The following is a 15584-nucleotide window of genomic DNA, read 5'->3' on the forward strand; positions in this document are numbered from 1 at the left end:
AGTCCGTTGATCCGACATGAATGATCGCTCGGGAGGAACCGCTATGGGGAACTGGCAGGAGAACGCAGTCTCGGGCGAGGGGAGGACAGCCTCCCTGCTGAGCCGCCTGCGTGAGAAGGAGAAGCGTCCGGCGCTGGTGGGGTACCTACCGCTCGGGTTCCCCGACCTCGAGCGCAGCATGGAGGCGCTGTACACGCTTGCCGACAGCGGTGTGGACATCATCGAGCTGGGGATCCCGTTCACTGCGCCGGTGATGGACGGGATAGTGATCCAGCAGGCGGCCCAGGTCGCGCTGGAGGCCGGGACACGGGTGGGGCACGTCTTCGAAGCGGTGCAGCGGCTGCGTGAGCACGCGCCACACGTCGAGGTGCTGGTGATGACCTACTGGGACCCGGTGGCGCGCTACGGCGTGGAGGCGTTCGCCCGCGACCTTGGCGCTGCCGGCGGGGCCGGGCTGATCACCCCGGACCTGGACCTCGGCCAGGCCGGGGAGTGGGTCGAGGCGAGCGACCGGCACGGCTTGGACCGTGTGTTCCTGGTGGCACCGAGCGCGCGGCCGGAGCAGCTGGCCGGCGCGGCCCAGGCGTCACGTGGGTTCGTCTACGCGGCCTCCACGATGGGGGTCACGGGGACCCGCGCCACGGTGGGTGAACGGGCGGAGAAGCTCGTCACGGACACCAGGGCCGCTGGCGCGCCACACGTGTGTGTCGGTCTGGGCGTCTCCACCGGCGATCAGGCTGCCGAGGTCGGGCGATGGGCCGACGGCGTCATCGTCGGCTCGGTCCTTGTGCGCCCGCTGCTCGGGGACGACCTGTGGGCCGACCGGGTCAAGAGCCTGTCGGACATCACCAGCGAGCTGGTCTCCGGGGTGCGCCGCGCACGCGTCACACCCCGCCGTCGTGCAGAAGATGTCCGCCCTTACCGCCCTGAAAGGATCCAGATGGCCAGCACCATGTCGCTGCCCGGCGACGACGAGGAGATCCGCAACAGCCTGGACGTCGCGATCCGGGCTCGGGAGATCTCTGACCCGGAGGTGGAGACGGTCCTCCGGCTCCTGGAGGAGAATCCCGGCCGGTTCAGGTCGTACGAGGAGATCTACGCCAAGGCCCACGCCGCCACGCTCAGCGACTGAGAGCCGTTCAGTCCCTCTGTGCTCTGTAGGCGCTGATGAAGGCGTAGGCGGAGGTCCGGTTGACGGGGAACTGGTAGGAGCCGTCGTCGATGACCGGTGTGGTGTAGCTGATGAGGTGCCCTGGCCAGGTCAGCCCCCAGGGCGTGACGGATCCGACCACGCCGGAGACGATGCTGGGCTCGGCTGCGCCTGGAGGTGCGGACGGGGAGGCGCCGGATGGTTCGTCATCGTCGGCTGCAGGGTCTGTCGCCTGCCGGGTGCGACGGTCTACGCGGGGCTGGTTCACACGGTAGGCACGGATGAAGACGCAGGTGCTCTCGGGTGTGCCGTGGGGTGTGACGGAGAGCCGGGAGGAGCCGAGATCGTCGGTGACCGGCGTGGTGAAGGTGATCTGGTGGGCGGACCGTCCGGGCCCGGGGGTCAGGACGGACTCGACCGTGCCGGCCACGAAACCGGCCATGGGTCCGGCCAGGTAGAGCAGGGCGGTGTCCCCGGGCCGGACACCGTCGATGACGTCGATCACGTCGATGAGGTCGACAGGGGCGTAAGAGCCGGGTGTGTGGCCGGGGCCGGCCAGGTAGATCAGGGCGGTGTCCCCTGGGTGCAGCTCCTCGATGACGTCGACGACATCGAAGCGCACGTCGGAGCCGACGACCTGGCGTTCACGGCGGCGCGGGCTCATCGCCAAGAGCCCGGTCGCGCGTCCGGGGTGGCAGCGCAGCTGATGTCCTGGTCGGACGCGGTGCACAGGGGCTGGTTGACGAGGTCGTCGATCATGGGGCCCTCCGATCGGTCTGGGGATGGTTCGGCTCGACGCGAGAGCACCTGAGCGGGGTTGACCAACGCGGCTGGTGGCCCTGGTGGAGACCGGCGACGATTCGACCGGTCGCACCGACGCGCCACGCCCCGGTGGGCTTGGTGCTGCCGCTGGTGACGGTCAGACGGCCGCGGTGGCCTGCGCCTTGGCGATCTTCTTCTTGAGCTTGGCCAGCAGGCCTGAGTAGGCTCCCGGGTTCACGGGGAGCAGCCACTGCATCGCCCGGATGCTCGGGGAGACGTCGATGTCGAGGTCTTCGAGGGTCTCGTCGATGTTGTGCAGGGAGAACGGCAGGACGTTCGTGCCGCGGGCGTGCCTGCCGTTGGTGCGCTGCTCCATCCACCGCAGTCGCTCGGCGACTCGCGCCCGGCGTTCGGCGAGGGGCGGGAGGTCGAGCACGCCGGCCAGATGGGCTCCGACCCACAGCGCGCCGACCTCGGCCGACAACGGGCTGAAGAACGAGGAGTTGTAGCCGGCGAAGGTCAGGTTGGGCACGTCATGGGGAAGGATGTGCTTCCATAGCTGGAAGTTGCCCCGCTCGTCGAGGAGCCGTTTGGTGACGACGTCGCCAAGGAACGGGACGCGCTGGTTGAACCCGGTCCCGCAGACCACGACGTCGGCCTTCACCGATTCGCCGTTGGACAGCTCGACCATGGGCTGTCCGTCGGCGATGACGAACCGGTCGATCTCGGTGTCGCGGTGCACCGCGATCGTCCCTGCGGCGACCTGCTCGTAGAACCCGTCCGTGGACAGCGAGACGGTGCTGCGGGCGATGTCGGAGAACTCGCCGCGGGGCACGAGGCCGAGCTTCTTCAGGCCGAGCTGGGAGGACACCACGGAACCGACGCGGGTGAGGACGCCCTGCCGTAACCCGCTGCCTGAACCGTGCAGGAAACGCTCCATGCCGCTTTTCTGCGTCTGGTACTGGAACAGGTTCTCGCCCATCCGCGTCAGCAGGAGGTACTTGAAGTTGAAGGCGCCGGCGATCCGCTTGGGCATCTTCCACAGCAGGTGCCGTGCGACGACCGTGGTGCTGGCAGCGACGTGCCCGATCTCGGCCGCGATGTCGCAGGCGGACTTGCCGTAGCCGACGACCACGACGTGCTTGCCCCGTACCGACTCGACGTCGGTGAGCTGGCTGGAGGCCGCCAGGCGTCCACCGGAGCGGACGAAGTCGGGATAGCCGTCGAAGTGCGGAATCACCGGGTCGGAGAAGATGCCGTTGGCGATCACGAGGTGGTCGAAGCGCTCGGGGGGTCGCAGCGAGGCTCCGAGGGGGCGGGCCGTGATCAGCCAGCCGTCGTCGTCCGGGGTGGGGACGACGTGCACCACCTCCGTGGACAGGCGCAGCACGGGCACCAGCCCGTAGGACCGCACGTATCGCTCGAGGTAGGCCTGGACCTGCTCACCCGTGGGCCACTCCGGGTAATCCTTGGGCATCGGCATGTCCGAGAACGCATAGGATTTCCGGTTGTTCTGGGTGCGCAGGCCCGTGTAGCGCCGGGTCGCACTCCACACACCGCCGACGTCGGGCGCCTTCTCGAACACGACGACCTCGTGCCCCAGCTCGGTGAGCACCCTGGCATGGGCGATTCCAGCAAATCCTGCTCCGACGACAGCGATCCTCAACGCCAACCCCTTTGCTTCCTCGAACCCGACGATCAACGACTCGGTCAATCCGGTCGAATCGTATCCGCTCGCAGAGACGAGAAGCGAGCGGTGGAGGTGTGCATCCACCGTGGTCAATGGTGTATTGACGGCCGGATCGACGGCGCCCGCTGCGCTGTCGGTCTGACCGCTCGCCGCCGACCTTGCGCGTCGAGGACATGACCGCTCGGATGTCAGTGGTTCGGTCCATGATTGTGTCTGTGAGCGAGACGACAGGCATTCCGGAACCCGCCGACACTACGAGCGACGAAGCCACCGCGCAGCGCCGGTGGGCCGGGCTCGTGGCCCGGATCGAGGAGGACCGGCGGGCCTACTTCGAGGCCGACGCGCCCGTCTCGTCGGACGCCGAGTACGACGCGCGGATGCGTGAGCTGCAGGCGCTCGAGGCCGCCCACCCCGCGCTGGTGACGCCCGAGTCGCCCACGCAGAGCGTCGGTGGCGCGGCGGCGGCAGGTTTCGTCACGGTCGAGCACCTCGAACGCATGCTGTCGCTCGACAACGCCTTCAGCACCGAGGAGCTGGCGGTGTGGGCCGAGAAGGTCAACCGCGACCTCGGCACGGATCGCCCCGGCCTGCTGTGCGAGGTCAAGATCGACGGTCTGGCGATCTCCCTCGTGTACGAGAGGGGGCGCCTGGTGCGGGGCGTCACGCGCGGCGACGGGCGCGTCGGCGAGGACGTGACCCGGAACGTGCTGCGGATCGCCGAGATCCCCCAGAGCCTCACCGGCGAGGGACTGCCCGACGTGGTCGAGGTGCGCGGCGAGGTGTTCATCCCGGTCGCCACCTTCGCGCGGCTCAACGAGCTGCAGGCCCAGCTGCGCGAGCGGGCCGTCGAGGAAGCACGAGAACGTTCCGGACGGCACGCCGGTGGCAAGGAGTTCGACATGGACCGGGCGCGCATCGCCGGGCTCCGCCGGTTCCCGCAGTTCGCCAACCCACGGAACGCTGCGGCGGGTGGCCTGCGGCAGCTGCTGGAGAAGAAGGACGGGCTCGAGCTGGAGGCGGGTCTCGCCCGCGTGGAAGGCCTGCGCATGTACGCGCACGGAGTGGGTGCTCTGCAGTGGCAGGAGGGCGAGCACGCGGAGCTGGAGCGGCAGTCCGACGCGTACGCCCTGTTCGAGCAGTGGGGCATCCCGGTCTCTCCGCACAACCGGGTGGTCGACGGCCTGGACGGCGCGCTGGAGATGATCGAGTACTTCCGCGAGCACCGGCACGACATCGAGCACGAGCTCGACGGGATAGTCCTCAAGGTCGATGCCCTGGCGCGGCAGCGCCGGCTGGGGTCCACCAGCCGAGCGCCACGCTGGGCCATCGCCTTCAAGTACCCGCCGGAGGAGGTCAACACGCGGCTGCTGGCCATCCAGATCGGTGTGGGCCGCACCGGCAGGGCCACCCCGTACGCCGTGATGGAGCCGGTGAAGGTCGCAGGCTCCACGGTGCGTCAGGCGACCTTGCACAACCAGGACGTGGTGCGGGCCAAGGGCGTGCGCATCGGCGACGTCGTGGTGCTGCGCAAGGCGGGCGACGTCATCCCGGAGATCCTCGGGCCGGTGGCCGCCCTTGCCGACGACGGCTACCCGCGCGAGGACTTCGTCATGCCCACGGAGTGCCCCGAGTGCGGCACGCCACTGCGTGCCATGAAGGAGGCCGACGTCGACCTGCGCTGCCCGAACGCGGAGTCCTGCCCCGCGCAGGTGCGCGGGCGGGTCGAGCACATCGGCTCGCGCGGTGGCCTCGACATCGAGGCCCTCGGTGAGGTCACCGCCGCGGCGCTCACGCAGCCCGACGTGCCGGAGATCCCGCCCCTGGTCACCGAGGCCCAGCTCTTCTCGCTCACGCTCGACGAGCTGCTCCCGATCGAAGCGGTGGTCCGCGACGCCGAGACCGGCCTGCCCAAGATGGACGACGACGGCGTCGTGCGCCGGCGTACCCCGTTCCGGCGCAAGCTGTCGTACGGCAAGGCGCAGCGCGTCGCGGCCGAGGAGGCGGGCGAGACCCTGGACGAGTGGGCGCCGTCGGCCAACGCGACGAAGCTCCTCGAAGAGCTGGAGCGTGCCAAGACGAAGGAGCTGTGGCGCAAGCTCGTCTCCCTGAACATCCGGCACGTCGGGCCGGTTGCGGCGCGGGCGCTCGCGGGCTGGTTCGGCTCCGTCGAGGCCATCGAGGCGGCGTCCGAGGAGGAGCTGGCGGCGGTCGACGGGGTGGGGCCGGTGATCGCCGCCGAGATCAAGGCCTGGCTGGCCGTGGACTGGCACCGGGACATCCTCGCGGCGTGGCGTGCTGCGGGGGTCGAGCTCGCCACACCGGGGCACCCCGGCCCTGCCGCGATGGCAGTGGCCGATACCGAGCCCACCGGGCCGCTCGCGGGCTTGACCGTCGTGGTGACCGGCTCGCTGGAGGACTTCACGCGCGACGGCGCCAAGGAGGCGATCATCGCAGCGGGCGGCAAGGCTTCGGGATCCGTCTCGAAGAAGACCGACTACGTGGTGCTGGGGGAGAATGCAGGCACCAAGGCCGCCAAGGCGGAGGCGCTCGAGATCCCCACCCTCGACGAGGACGGGTTCAAGGCGCTGCTGGAGGGCGGTCCAGAGGCGCTGTGAGCCGGTGGGCTCACCGGCGGCCCGGCAGCCGCATGGTGAGCAGCTTGGCCTGCGGCGCGAGCCGGGCGGCGAGGGCGAAGACGCCGTCGGTCCGTTGGCGGTCGGGGTCGATCACCGAGAACAGGTTCACGCCGAGGTAGAAGGTGATCGCGGCGTCGGCGACGTCCCGCGCGGGGAGCAGCTTCCCGAGCGGTGACCCGCCCACGACGCGCTCCCAGTGCTCGGCGACGAAACCGACCCAGGGTTCGGCCCGCACACTGATCTCCGCCCGCAGGGCCGGCTTGGTCACGGCCGCCGCGACGAGCTCGCCGAACTGCGCGAGGTACCCACGCTCCAGGTCCGTGCGATAGATGGCGGTCGCCGCCTCGACCAGCTCCTCGACGGTGCGCGCCTTCGCCGCTGTGACCCGGTGCAGCGCCATGCGCTCCTCTGTCGCGCGGTCGAGCGCCGCCAGCAGCAGCCCGTCCACGCCACCGAAGTGATAGAAGACCAGCGCCGAGTTGGCCTCAGCGGCCGTCGCGATGGTCCTTGCCGACGCCGCGGCGTACCCGTGCTCGCGCAGCACCTGGTCCGCGGCGTCCAGCAGGCGCTTGCGTGTCTCCTCGGCAGTCCCGCGCCCGGTCTGGGCCATCGTGAGCTCCTTCCGCCGTCGCTTGATCATATGCTTTAATCGAGTGATTAAATCGAGTGATCAAACAGCGCGCCGGTCAGTCCCGCGCGGCGACGACGGAGGAACTGGTGCATGGACCGACGGAAGAACCCCGGGAGACCGAGCCCGACCCGGAGCGGCGGGTCCGCCGGGACACGCGGCCCGACGCCGAGTGGGACGCCGACCCCGAGCCTGCCCGTACTCGCCGCCCTCCGCTGACGCCGGAGGCGCGTCGCGCACGGCTCCAGCTGGCCGGGATCGCCCTCGCCCTGTTCGCCGCGATGCTCGCGGCCAAGCTCCTCGGCTCCGCCGACGCGCAGCAGACCGCGCTCTTCTACGTGGGCATCCCCGCGGTCATCGCGCTCACCGTGATCCTCACGGCCCGGCCAAGGAGTGCGGTCGGCACCGCCCTGGCCACCACCACGGTCGGGCTGGCGCTCGCCGGTCCGCTCCTGGACGAGGGCGTCGTGTGCCTGGTCATCGCGGCACCGCTGTTCTACGGTGTCGCGGCGATCATCGGCGGTCTCGTCCAGAAGTCGCGCAACCATCGCGGGCGCGCCGTCGCCGTGGCGCCGCTGCTCCTCGTCCTGCTGGCCGAGGGCGTCGGTGGGTTCAGCCTGCTTCCGCGCGACGACGCCGGCACCGCGACCGTCGTGGTGCAGGCGACGCCCGAGCAGGTAGCGGCAGCCCTGGCCGCCCAACCCAGCTACGGCGACTTCGAGGAGCCGTTCCTGCGGTCGGTCCCGTTCCCCGAGCCGGTGTCCGCGACGGGTGACGGGCTGCGGGTCGGCGACGAGCGGCACGTGACCTTTACCCCGCGTCGCAGCCTGGGCATCGGCGCGGAGACCACGCCGCGCGCGATGTCCCTGCGGATCACCCGGTCCCAGGTGTCCGACGCCGGGGGAAGGCTGCGCTTCGACGTCACGAACGACACGACCCTGAGCCGCTGGATGGACCTGCACGCCGCCGACGTCACGTGGGAAGCAGTCGGCGCCGACCGCACCCGAGTCACCTGGTCACTGCGGTACACCCGCACCTTCGACCCGTCCTGGTACTTCGGCCCGCTCCAGCGCTACGCGACGGACTTGGCCTCCGAGTACCTCATCGAGACGTTCGCGGCCACGGCGGAGCAGGCGGCCTCGTGACCGGCCAGCTCGACCCTGCCGCGGCCGCCGTCATCGTCCGGGGAGTGGCGCTAGCGGCCCCGCTGACCGTAATGATCGCCCTGTGCGCCTGGCGGGCGCCCAGTCCGCGCGCGGTCGGAGCGGCGATCACGGCGACGGCGTGGGCCGCGCTGCTGCTCCTCCCTCTGAACGTCGTGGCGCCTGCGCTCGGCTGGTGGACATTCCACGCGACCGGCGCGGTGTGGCTCGACGTGCCGGTGGACCTGTGGCTGGGGTGGTCGCTCCTGTGGGGCGCGGTGCCGGCCCTGGGCGCACGACAAGGCGGGGGACCGGGATCGCTCCTGCTCTTCGTTGCCGCCCTGGTCTGGCTGGACCTCGCCCTCATGCCGCTCGGTGAGCCGGTGGTCGTGCTCGGCGACGCGTGGTTGGTCGGCGAGTTGGTCGGCGTCGTGACGGTCCTGGTCCCGGCGCTGCTCCTGGCTCGCTGGACCTTGCGCGGCACGCGCGTGACGGTTCGGGCATGGGCGCAGGCGATCTGGGCCTGCGGGCTGCTGCTCGCCCTGCCCGTCCTGGCCCTGGCGCCCGAACCGAGGTGGCCGACGTCGGTCACGTCCATCGGTCTCCAGCTCACGCTGCTCGTCTGCCTGCCGGGCCTTGCCGCCATGCGCGAGCTGGCCGTCGTCGGGCACGGCACACCGCTGCCGTACGACCCGCCCGCGCGCCTGGTCACCTCCGGACCGTACGCATACCTGCGCAATCCGATGCAGGCGACCGTCGCCGCCGCGTACGCGATGCTCGCCCTCACCCTCGGTGAGCCGGCGCTCCTGCTCGGCGCGCTGGTCGCCGTCGGCTACTCCGCTGGGCTGGGCGAGTGGCACGAGAGGGAGCAGCTGCACCGGACGTTCGGCGCGCGCTACCTCACCTATCGCGCATCGGTACGATCCTGGCTGCCCCGTCGGCGGCCGGCGGCCACCATCCCTGCCGCGACGCTGTGGGTCGCCGCCGGCTGCGACCCGTGCACGGGGCTCGCGTACTGGTTCGCCCGCCGCGCGCCCGCCCGGCTGGAGATCCGGCCGGCCGCCGAACACCCTGATGTCCTGTACCGCATCACCTACGAGACGCCCGGAGCTCGTGCCAAGGGCGTCGCCGCTGTCGCCCGCGCGCTGGGGCACATCCACCTCGGCTGGGCGCTCGCGGGCTGGGCGCTCGACCTGCCCGTCGTGCGGCACTTCGCCCAGCTCGGCGCCGATGCGTTCGGGGCCGGTCCTCGGCCGTCGCGTCCCGGCAAGACGCTGCTGCTGGAGGGCCGCCACCCAGCCTCGTGAGCGCCCCAGGGCAACAAATGGCAACTCGTTGTGGCGGCTCTGTCGGGGACATAACGTCTGCCACGACATGAGGACCACATCGGTGTTCTTCGTGCGTAACGGACAGGCAACCTCAACGGAGAGGCAGGCTGATGGACCGTATTCCCACCCCCGGGCGGACCTCACACCGCACCAGCAAGTGGCTCGTCGCGGCGGTCAGCGGCGTTCTTTCGCTACCTCTGGTCGCGTCAGGTGCGTCCGCTGCTCCAACGACCGACGAGTGCGCCTACGGGTACTCGGCCAGCCAGGCGGTGTTCTTCGGTGCGGGCGAGGCCGCCTCCGGTGTGCCTAACTATGACACCGGCGACGGATGCACCGTCATGGACGAGATCATGGCGGATGCGCCGTTCTCGACGCACGGCCAGTTCACGAGCACTGCCGTTCGAGTCGCGAGCGACCTGGAGCGGGCGGGTGTGCTCACGGACGCCGAGCGCTCCAGCATCTCGCGAGCCGCGGCGGCCTCGGAGGTGGGTGCGCCGCACCCCGTGACCGGGACCCGCTCGGTGGACCTGAGCAAGATCGGCCTGGTGGGCTTCACTGTCCGGGCCACGATGCCGACGGATACGGAGGGGACCCTTGCGGCTCTCGCCGAGTGCGGCTTCCAGAACATGGAGCCGTCCGGACGCGTCGGCAGCTTCTACGGGTACACCTCCGCGGAGCTCGCGCCGCTGACGGACGCCGCAGGGCTGGCCGTACCGTCCATCGGTGTCAGCCAGGCGGACCTGGAGAACGACCTCGATGGCGTCATCGCGGAGGCGCAGGCGATCGGCGCCGAGTACGTGCGCATCTCGGGCTCCAGCAGCTGGACCCTCGCGGACTACTCCCGGACCGCCGCGGTCCTGAACGAGGTGGGCGCGACGCTCAAGGAGAACGGGATCACCGTCGCGTACCACAACCACGGGTACGAGTTCGAGACCGTCGAGAACGGCGTCAGCGGCTACGACGTCCTGGTCCGGGAGACCGACCCCGAGCTCGTCACCATGGAGCTCGACGTGTACTGGGCGGCCAGCGCCGAGGTCGGCGCCGTCGAGCTGTTCAACACCTACCCCGGCCGGTTCGAGCTGCTTCACCTCAAGGACATCGCGGCTGACGGCTCCTTCGCCGACGTGGGCGAGGGCACCATCGACTTCGCCGAGATCTTCGCCAGCGCCTCGCTCGCCGGGGTCCGGTACGGCTTCACGGAGCACGACCGGCCGAGCCCGGACGGCGTCACGTCGGCGTGCACCAGCATCGGCAACCTCGCCGAGCTGCGCTACTGATCCACGCTGCCGGTCCGCTCGCGCGGACCGGCAGCAGGGCCAGCACAGGAGAAAGGCCGGCCGGCCCGGACGGGCCGGGTGTCAGTGTCGACATGCGCCAAAGAGGGAGAACCAAGGTGTGGACGCTCTCAGGATTTGCTGACGAGATATCGCCCGACTTCGAGACCCAGTGCAGGGTGGCGGCAGCGCTCGACCTGAAGTTCATCGAGCTGCGGAGCGCGTGGGACACCAACGTCCTCGATCTGGACGACGCGCAGCGTCAGCGCGTCAAGAGCCTGCTGCGGCAGTACGGGCTCGAGGTGTCGAGCATCGGGTCCCCGATCGGGAAGATCTTCGTGGACGAGGACTTCGACGCGCACCTCGAACGGATGCACCAGGCCGCGTACACGGCCGAGTACTTCCGGGCCCCCTACGTCAGGATCTTCTCGTTCTACGTGCGGCCGGGTACCGACCCGGACTCGTGCAGGGACGAGGTGCTGCGGCGCCTGTCCGCGCTGACCCGGCTGGCGACCGACGCCGGTGTCGTGCTGCTCCACGAGAACGAGCAGGGCGTCTACGGGGACACCCCGAAGCGGTGCCTCGACGTCGTGGAGTCCGTCGGGTCACCGCACCTGACCCTGGCCTGGGACCCGGCCAACTTCGTCCAGGTCGGCGTGCGTCCGTACACCGACGCCTACGAGCTCCTCCGCTCGCACATCGAGTACGTGCAGATCAAGGACACGAAGCGCAGTACGGGGGAGATCGTGCTCCCAGGGCTGGGCGACGGCGAGGTGCGCGACACGGTCCGAGCGCTCTGGGCCGACGGGTTCGACGGGTTCTTCTCGCTGGAGCCCCATCTCAGCGACGCCCACAGCCTGGGCGGCTTCTCCGGGCCGGAGCTGTTCACGGACGCCTGGGAAGCCTTCACCACCATGCTGCGAGCCGAGGGAGTGCCGTACACGTGACCACCACCGACCCACCGCCCGCTTCGACGAACCCTCGAACGACCAGCACGGAGGAGAGCCCGATGACCACCACTGAGGACCTGCGGGCTGACTCGTCGGACGGCCCGCCCACCGCGACTGCCAGGGCCACGGCCAAGGACACGGCGGTCCCCGGGCGCGGGCGCACCTCGGCGTGGGGTCAGGCCGTCCGCCTGGCCGATGCGTCCTGGCGACCGCTCGTCGTCCTCGGCCTGTTGTTCGCCGGGTGGTGGTTCGTCGCGTGGCGAGAGCTCGTTCCCGCCTACCTCATCCCGTCTCCCGGAGCGGTGCTGGAGACCATGGTCAGTGAGCGGGCCATGCTGCTCGAGCACACCTGGGTGACCACGGTCGAGACCGTCCTCGGCTTCGTGATCGCCGCGGTGGTCGGTGTAGCGACGGCGGTGCTCCTGGTCTACTCGAAGACGGCCGAGAAGTCGTTGTACCCGCTGATCCTCTTCGCCCAGGTCATCCCGAAGATCGCCATCGCGCCGATCCTGGTGGTCTGGTTCGGGTTCGGGCTGACGCCCAAGATCATCCTCGCCGTGCTCATCGCGTTCTTCCCCGTCGTCGTCTCGGCGGTAGCGGGTCTGCGGTCGGTCGACCCGGAGCTGCTGGAGATGTCGGCGACGATGGGCGCCTCGCGCTGGCGGACGTTCGTGAAGATCCGGTTCCCCGGTGCGCTCCCGCAGCTCATGTCGGGCCTCAAGGTCGCAGTGACGCTCGCCGTGGTGGGTGCGGTCGTCGGCGAGTTCGTCGGCGCCGACCGCGGTCTCGGGTTCGTGCTGCTCCTGGCGAGCGGCAACCTGGACGCGCCGCTGTTGTTCGCGGACCTCATCCTCATGTCGCTCATCGGCGTCGTCCTCTTCGTGCTGGTCGAGCTGGCGGAGCACCTTCTCATCCCCTGGCACGCGTCGCGTCGGGGCAGCGTCGTGCTCGCGGCGTCCTGAGCCCCACCCGCCCGAACCTCAGCTTCTCTCGTGTCACTTGCCTGTAGCCAACGGCCGCCCGTAGCGGCGGCACGAAAGAAAGGCCGTTCTCATGCGTGCTGCAAAGCTCGGAGCTTCATTGGCAGTGGTCAGCCTGGCCGTGGCGGGGTGCTCGGCCGGAGGGACGCCCGACAGCGCCGCAGAGGGGAACGCCGCGGTGACCGTCACCCTGAACTGGGTCCCCTACGGCGAGCACGCCCCCCTCTACTACGGGGTCGAGCAGGGCTTCTTCGAGGAGGAGGGGATCGACCTCACGATCCAGCCGGGCAACGGATCGGGGAACACCGTCCAGCAGGTGGCACAGCGCAACACCGACTTCGGCTGGTCGGACACGCCGCCGCTGGCGAACGGGATCAGCTCGGGGATGCCGGTGCGGAGCGTGGGCGTCTTCCTCCAGACCGGGCCCAGCTCGGTCGAGTTCTTCGCCGACCAGGGCATCACGGAGCCCGCCGACCTTGTCGGAAAGACGGTCGGCGGCACACCGGGTGACGCCATGTACGGCACGTTCCCGGCCTGGCTGGAGCTCAACGGTGTCGACCCGGCTGACGTGAAGGTGGTCAACGTCGACGCGGCCGGCAAGATCGCCGCGCTGATCGAGGGCAAGGTCGACGCCATCCAGGGCTTCCACCACGACCAGGCCCCGACCATCGAGAACCAGTCCGGCGAGGAGGTCGATGCCCTGCCGTTCGCCGACTTCGGGATGAACCTGCTCGGCACCGGCCTGGTGGCGAACGAGTCCATGATCCAGGAGGACCCGGAGCTCGTCGAGGCCATGGTGCGCGCTACGTCGCGCTCGTTCCTCGAGGCGGCCGACAACCAGGATGCCGCGGTCAAGGCGATGGCGGCCGGCGCCGAGCAGGCCCCGGAGGAGAGCGTCCTGTCCGCTCAGCTCGCCGCCACGATCGAGCTGCTCAACCTGGAGGAGGCGCCGGTGCCTGGTACCAACACCGAGGAGCAGTGGACCGACACCCTCACGTTCCTCTCCGAGAACACGGATTTCGACGGTGAGGTCGCGCCGACGGAGTACTGGGACGCCACGTTCGGTGAGGACCTCTGATGGCAGCCACAGTTCTCGACGGAGCGACGACGCCGTCCGTGGCGACGGACCCGATCATCGAGGTCGAGAACCTCACGATGCGGTTCAGGTCGAAGCGGTCGGAGACCGTGGCCCTCGACGATGTCTCGTTGACGGTCCGCGCCGGCGAGTTCGTCACCATCGCGGGCCCCTCCGGCTGCGGGAAGTCGACGCTGCTGAAGCTCGTCGCGGGCCTCACACCCGGCTTCGAGGGAAAGGTGCACCTGTACGGTGCGCCGGTCACCCGGCCACAGCGTGACATCGGGTTCGCGTTCCAGCGGTCGGCCCTGCTCGAGTGGCGAGGAGTGCGCAAGAACATCCTCCTCCAGGCCGAGATGCGAGGCATGGACCGGCGGCTGGCGCAGCGGCGCGCAGACCACCTCATCGAGCTCACCGGACTGACCGGGTTCGAGAAGGCGCTGCCGCACGAGCTGTCCGGAGGCATGCAGCAACGGGTCGCGCTGTGCAGGGCACTCCTGCACGAACCGCGGGTGCTGCTCATGGACGAGCCGTTCGGAGCACTGGACGCACTGACCCGCGAGCAGATGAACGTCGAGATGAACCGGATCTGGCGCGAGACCGGGACGACGGTCGTCCTGGTCACCCACTCGGTTCCAGAGGCGGTGTACCTGGGCAGCCGGATCGTGGTCATGAGCCCACGACCCGGCCGGATCGTGGAGACCTTGGAGCCCGGCCTGCCGGACGAGCGTGACTACGGCACCACCCTGAGGGACCCCCGCTTCACCCGCGCGGCAGAACGGATCCGGGGCCTGCTCGGGGCCACGCACACACCCGAGTAGACGTACGGGCCGCCACCGACCACCGCGGCCACCGCGGACCGGTCGGCGCGCCTCATCACCCCGCGGACCCGAAGCCCTTCCAGGAGGATCCATGAGTACGAGCAGCCTCGGTGTCGGCATCGTCGGCATGGGCAACATCGGCACCATGCACGCGCGGGCCCTGCGAGACCTGGGCGAGCGTGCCGCGCTCGTGGCGTACAGCAGCTCGCGCGGCGCGACCCGGGAGGCGCTCGCCGGCTGGGAGGCGGCCCACCTCACGCCGGAGCAGGTGATGAACCACCCGGACGTCGACGTCGTGGCGATCTGCTCACCCAGCGGCACGCACGCGCAGCTGGCGCTCGCGGCACTGGAGGCAGGGCGGCACGTCGTCGTCGAGAAGCCGCTGGCGCTGAGCGTCGAGCACGCCGTGAGCATCGCCCGCGTCGCCCGGGAGCGCGGGCTCATGGTCTCGACCATCTCCCAACGGCGGTTCGAGCCCGAGCACGAGCGGCTCAAGAGCGCCCTGGACGCCGGCGCGCTCGGCGAGATCCGGCTGGCGACGACGCACGTCCACTGGTTCCGCGACGACGACTACTACGCCGCCGCGAGCTGGCGGACCACCGTCGAGCAGGGCGGGGGATCCCTGGTGAACCAGGGCGTCCACAACGTCGACCTGCTCCGCTGGCTCTGTGGCCCGGTCGAGTCAGTGACCGCGCAGTACGGCACCCTTGCGCACGCGATGGAGGCCGAGGACACCACGGTCGCCACCCTGCGTTTCGCGTCCGGGGCACTCGGCGTCGTGACCACCACGACCGCGACGCCGCCGGGACACCCGGCGACCCTCTCCGTGCACGGCTCGGGCGGCACGGTGGAGCTCGCTCAGGGGGAGGTGCGCCGCTGGGAGGTGCCGGGGGTCCCGGCGCCGCCGTCGGGGACTGCCGCGACCGGGGCCGCGGACCCGCTCGCCATCGGGCACGGCGGCCACCTCGCCCAGTGGGACAGGATCCTCTCCGCTCTGGAGCGCTCCTCGCCTGTTCCGGTGGACGTCGACGACGCCGTCCAGACGGTCCGGCTCCTGTGCGCGATCTATGCGGCCGCGTCGACCGGAGAGGTGGTGCGACCAGGCCATCTGACCTGATCTCCCAGCACCAAGACATTTCACCTACACG

The 15584-nt window shown here is 70.3% G+C and carries 13 protein-coding genes; 10 read left to right on the forward strand and 3 right to left on the reverse strand.

Annotated features, from left to right (window positions below):
• Positions 1–43 precede the first annotated feature (43 nt).
• Positions 44–1132, forward strand: a complete 1089-nt coding sequence (gene trpA, locus APR04_RS27105; protein ID WP_372496178.1) for a tryptophan synthase subunit alpha — start codon at positions 44–46, stop codon at positions 1130–1132.
• A 7-nt stretch (positions 1133–1139) separates the two neighbouring features.
• Here the strand turns inward: trpA and APR04_RS27110 are convergent, their stop codons facing one another.
• Together APR04_RS27110 and APR04_RS27115 are read right to left on the reverse strand one after the other, a co-directional pair.
• A complete protein-coding gene (locus APR04_RS27110; protein ID WP_253876938.1) occupies positions 1140–1814 on the reverse strand; it encodes a hypothetical protein in 675 nt (224 codons plus the stop codon).
• A gap of 255 nt (positions 1815–2069) precedes the next feature.
• Complete coding sequence (locus APR04_RS27115; protein ID WP_253876940.1) at positions 2070–3578, reverse strand: flavin-containing monooxygenase; 1509 nt, start codon at positions 3576–3578, stop codon at positions 2070–2072.
• A gap of 227 nt (positions 3579–3805) precedes the next feature.
• On the opposite strand from APR04_RS27115, the gene ligA reads away from it, so the two are divergent.
• Complete coding sequence (gene ligA, locus APR04_RS27120; RefSeq protein WP_253876942.1) at positions 3806–6217, forward strand: NAD-dependent DNA ligase LigA; 2412 nt, start codon at positions 3806–3808, stop codon at positions 6215–6217.
• Positions 6218–6227: 10 nt separating this feature from the next.
• Here ligA and APR04_RS27125 read toward each other — a convergent pair whose 3' ends face one another.
• A complete protein-coding gene (locus tag APR04_RS27125) occupies positions 6228–6848 on the reverse strand; it encodes a TetR/AcrR family transcriptional regulator (RefSeq protein WP_253876944.1) in 621 nt (206 codons plus the stop codon).
• A 107-nt stretch (positions 6849–6955) separates the two neighbouring features.
• On the opposite strand from APR04_RS27125, the gene APR04_RS27130 reads away from it, so the two are divergent.
• The 8 genes from APR04_RS27130 to APR04_RS27165 all read left to right on the forward strand — a co-directional run bounded on the left by APR04_RS27130 (position 6956) and on the right by APR04_RS27165 (position 15553).
• Entirely contained in the window at positions 6956–8011 is a 1056-nt protein-coding gene (locus APR04_RS27130) for an SRPBCC family protein (protein ID WP_253876946.1), read from the forward strand.
• Entirely contained in the window at positions 8008–9315 is a 1308-nt protein-coding gene (locus tag APR04_RS31195; protein WP_253876948.1) for a methyltransferase family protein, read from the forward strand. The genes APR04_RS27130 and APR04_RS31195 overlap by 4 nt, the downstream gene beginning before the upstream one ends.
• A gap of 131 nt (positions 9316–9446) precedes the next feature.
• Positions 9447–10613 (forward strand): sugar phosphate isomerase/epimerase family protein, encoded by a 1167-nt coding sequence (locus APR04_RS27140; RefSeq protein ID WP_253876950.1) that lies wholly within the window; start codon positions 9447–9449, stop codon positions 10611–10613.
• Positions 10614–10729: 116 nt separating this feature from the next.
• On the forward strand, positions 10730–11557 hold the full coding sequence (locus APR04_RS27145; protein WP_253876952.1) for a sugar phosphate isomerase/epimerase family protein: 828 nt from the start codon (positions 10730–10732) through the stop codon (positions 11555–11557).
• 62 nt (positions 11558–11619) lie between these two features.
• The gene (locus tag APR04_RS27150) at positions 11620–12522 is read left to right on the forward strand and encodes an ABC transporter permease (protein WP_253876954.1); all 903 of its coding nucleotides are present in this window, start codon (positions 11620–11622) and stop codon (positions 12520–12522) included.
• A 91-nt stretch (positions 12523–12613) separates the two neighbouring features.
• A complete protein-coding gene (locus tag APR04_RS27155; RefSeq protein WP_253876956.1) occupies positions 12614–13618 on the forward strand; it encodes an ABC transporter substrate-binding protein in 1005 nt (334 codons plus the stop codon).
• A complete protein-coding gene (locus tag APR04_RS27160) occupies positions 13618–14436 on the forward strand; it encodes an ABC transporter ATP-binding protein (protein ID WP_253876958.1) in 819 nt (272 codons plus the stop codon). Before APR04_RS27155 ends, APR04_RS27160 begins: the two co-directional genes overlap by 1 nt.
• A gap of 91 nt (positions 14437–14527) precedes the next feature.
• On the forward strand, positions 14528–15553 hold the full coding sequence (locus tag APR04_RS27165) for a Gfo/Idh/MocA family protein (protein WP_253876960.1): 1026 nt from the start codon (positions 14528–14530) through the stop codon (positions 15551–15553).
• Positions 15554–15584: the final 31 nt, after the last annotated feature.

The organism is Promicromonospora umidemergens (genome assembly GCF_024171995.1).
In the GTDB taxonomy this organism is placed as follows: Bacteria; Actinomycetota; Actinomycetes; order Actinomycetales; family Cellulomonadaceae; genus Promicromonospora; species Promicromonospora umidemergens.

Excerpts from the sequence above, each read along its gene's own strand:
- trpA (WP_372496178.1), top strand. The coding sequence starts at position 44 with ATGGGGAACTGGCAGGAGAACGCAGTCTCGGGCGAGGGGAGGACAGCC.
- APR04_RS27150 (WP_253876954.1), top strand. The coding sequence starts at position 11,620 with ATGACCACCACTGAGGACCTGCGGGCTGACTCGTCGGACGGCCCGCCC.
- APR04_RS27165 (WP_253876960.1), top strand. The coding sequence starts at position 14,528 with ATGAGTACGAGCAGCCTCGGTGTCGGCATCGTCGGCATGGGCAACATC.
- ligA (WP_253876942.1), top strand. The coding sequence starts at position 3,806 with ATGATTGTGTCTGTGAGCGAGACGACAGGCATTCCGGAACCCGCCGAC.
- APR04_RS27160 (WP_253876958.1), top strand. The coding sequence starts at position 13,618 with ATGGCAGCCACAGTTCTCGACGGAGCGACGACGCCGTCCGTGGCGACG.
- APR04_RS27125 (WP_253876944.1), bottom strand. The coding sequence starts at position 6,848 with ATGGCCCAGACCGGGCGCGGGACTGCCGAGGAGACACGCAAGCGCCTG.
- APR04_RS27110 (WP_253876938.1), bottom strand. The coding sequence starts at position 1,814 with ATGAGCCCGCGCCGCCGTGAACGCCAGGTCGTCGGCTCCGACGTGCGC.
- APR04_RS27155 (WP_253876956.1), top strand. The coding sequence starts at position 12,614 with ATGCGTGCTGCAAAGCTCGGAGCTTCATTGGCAGTGGTCAGCCTGGCC.
- APR04_RS27140 (WP_253876950.1), top strand. The coding sequence starts at position 9,447 with ATGGACCGTATTCCCACCCCCGGGCGGACCTCACACCGCACCAGCAAG.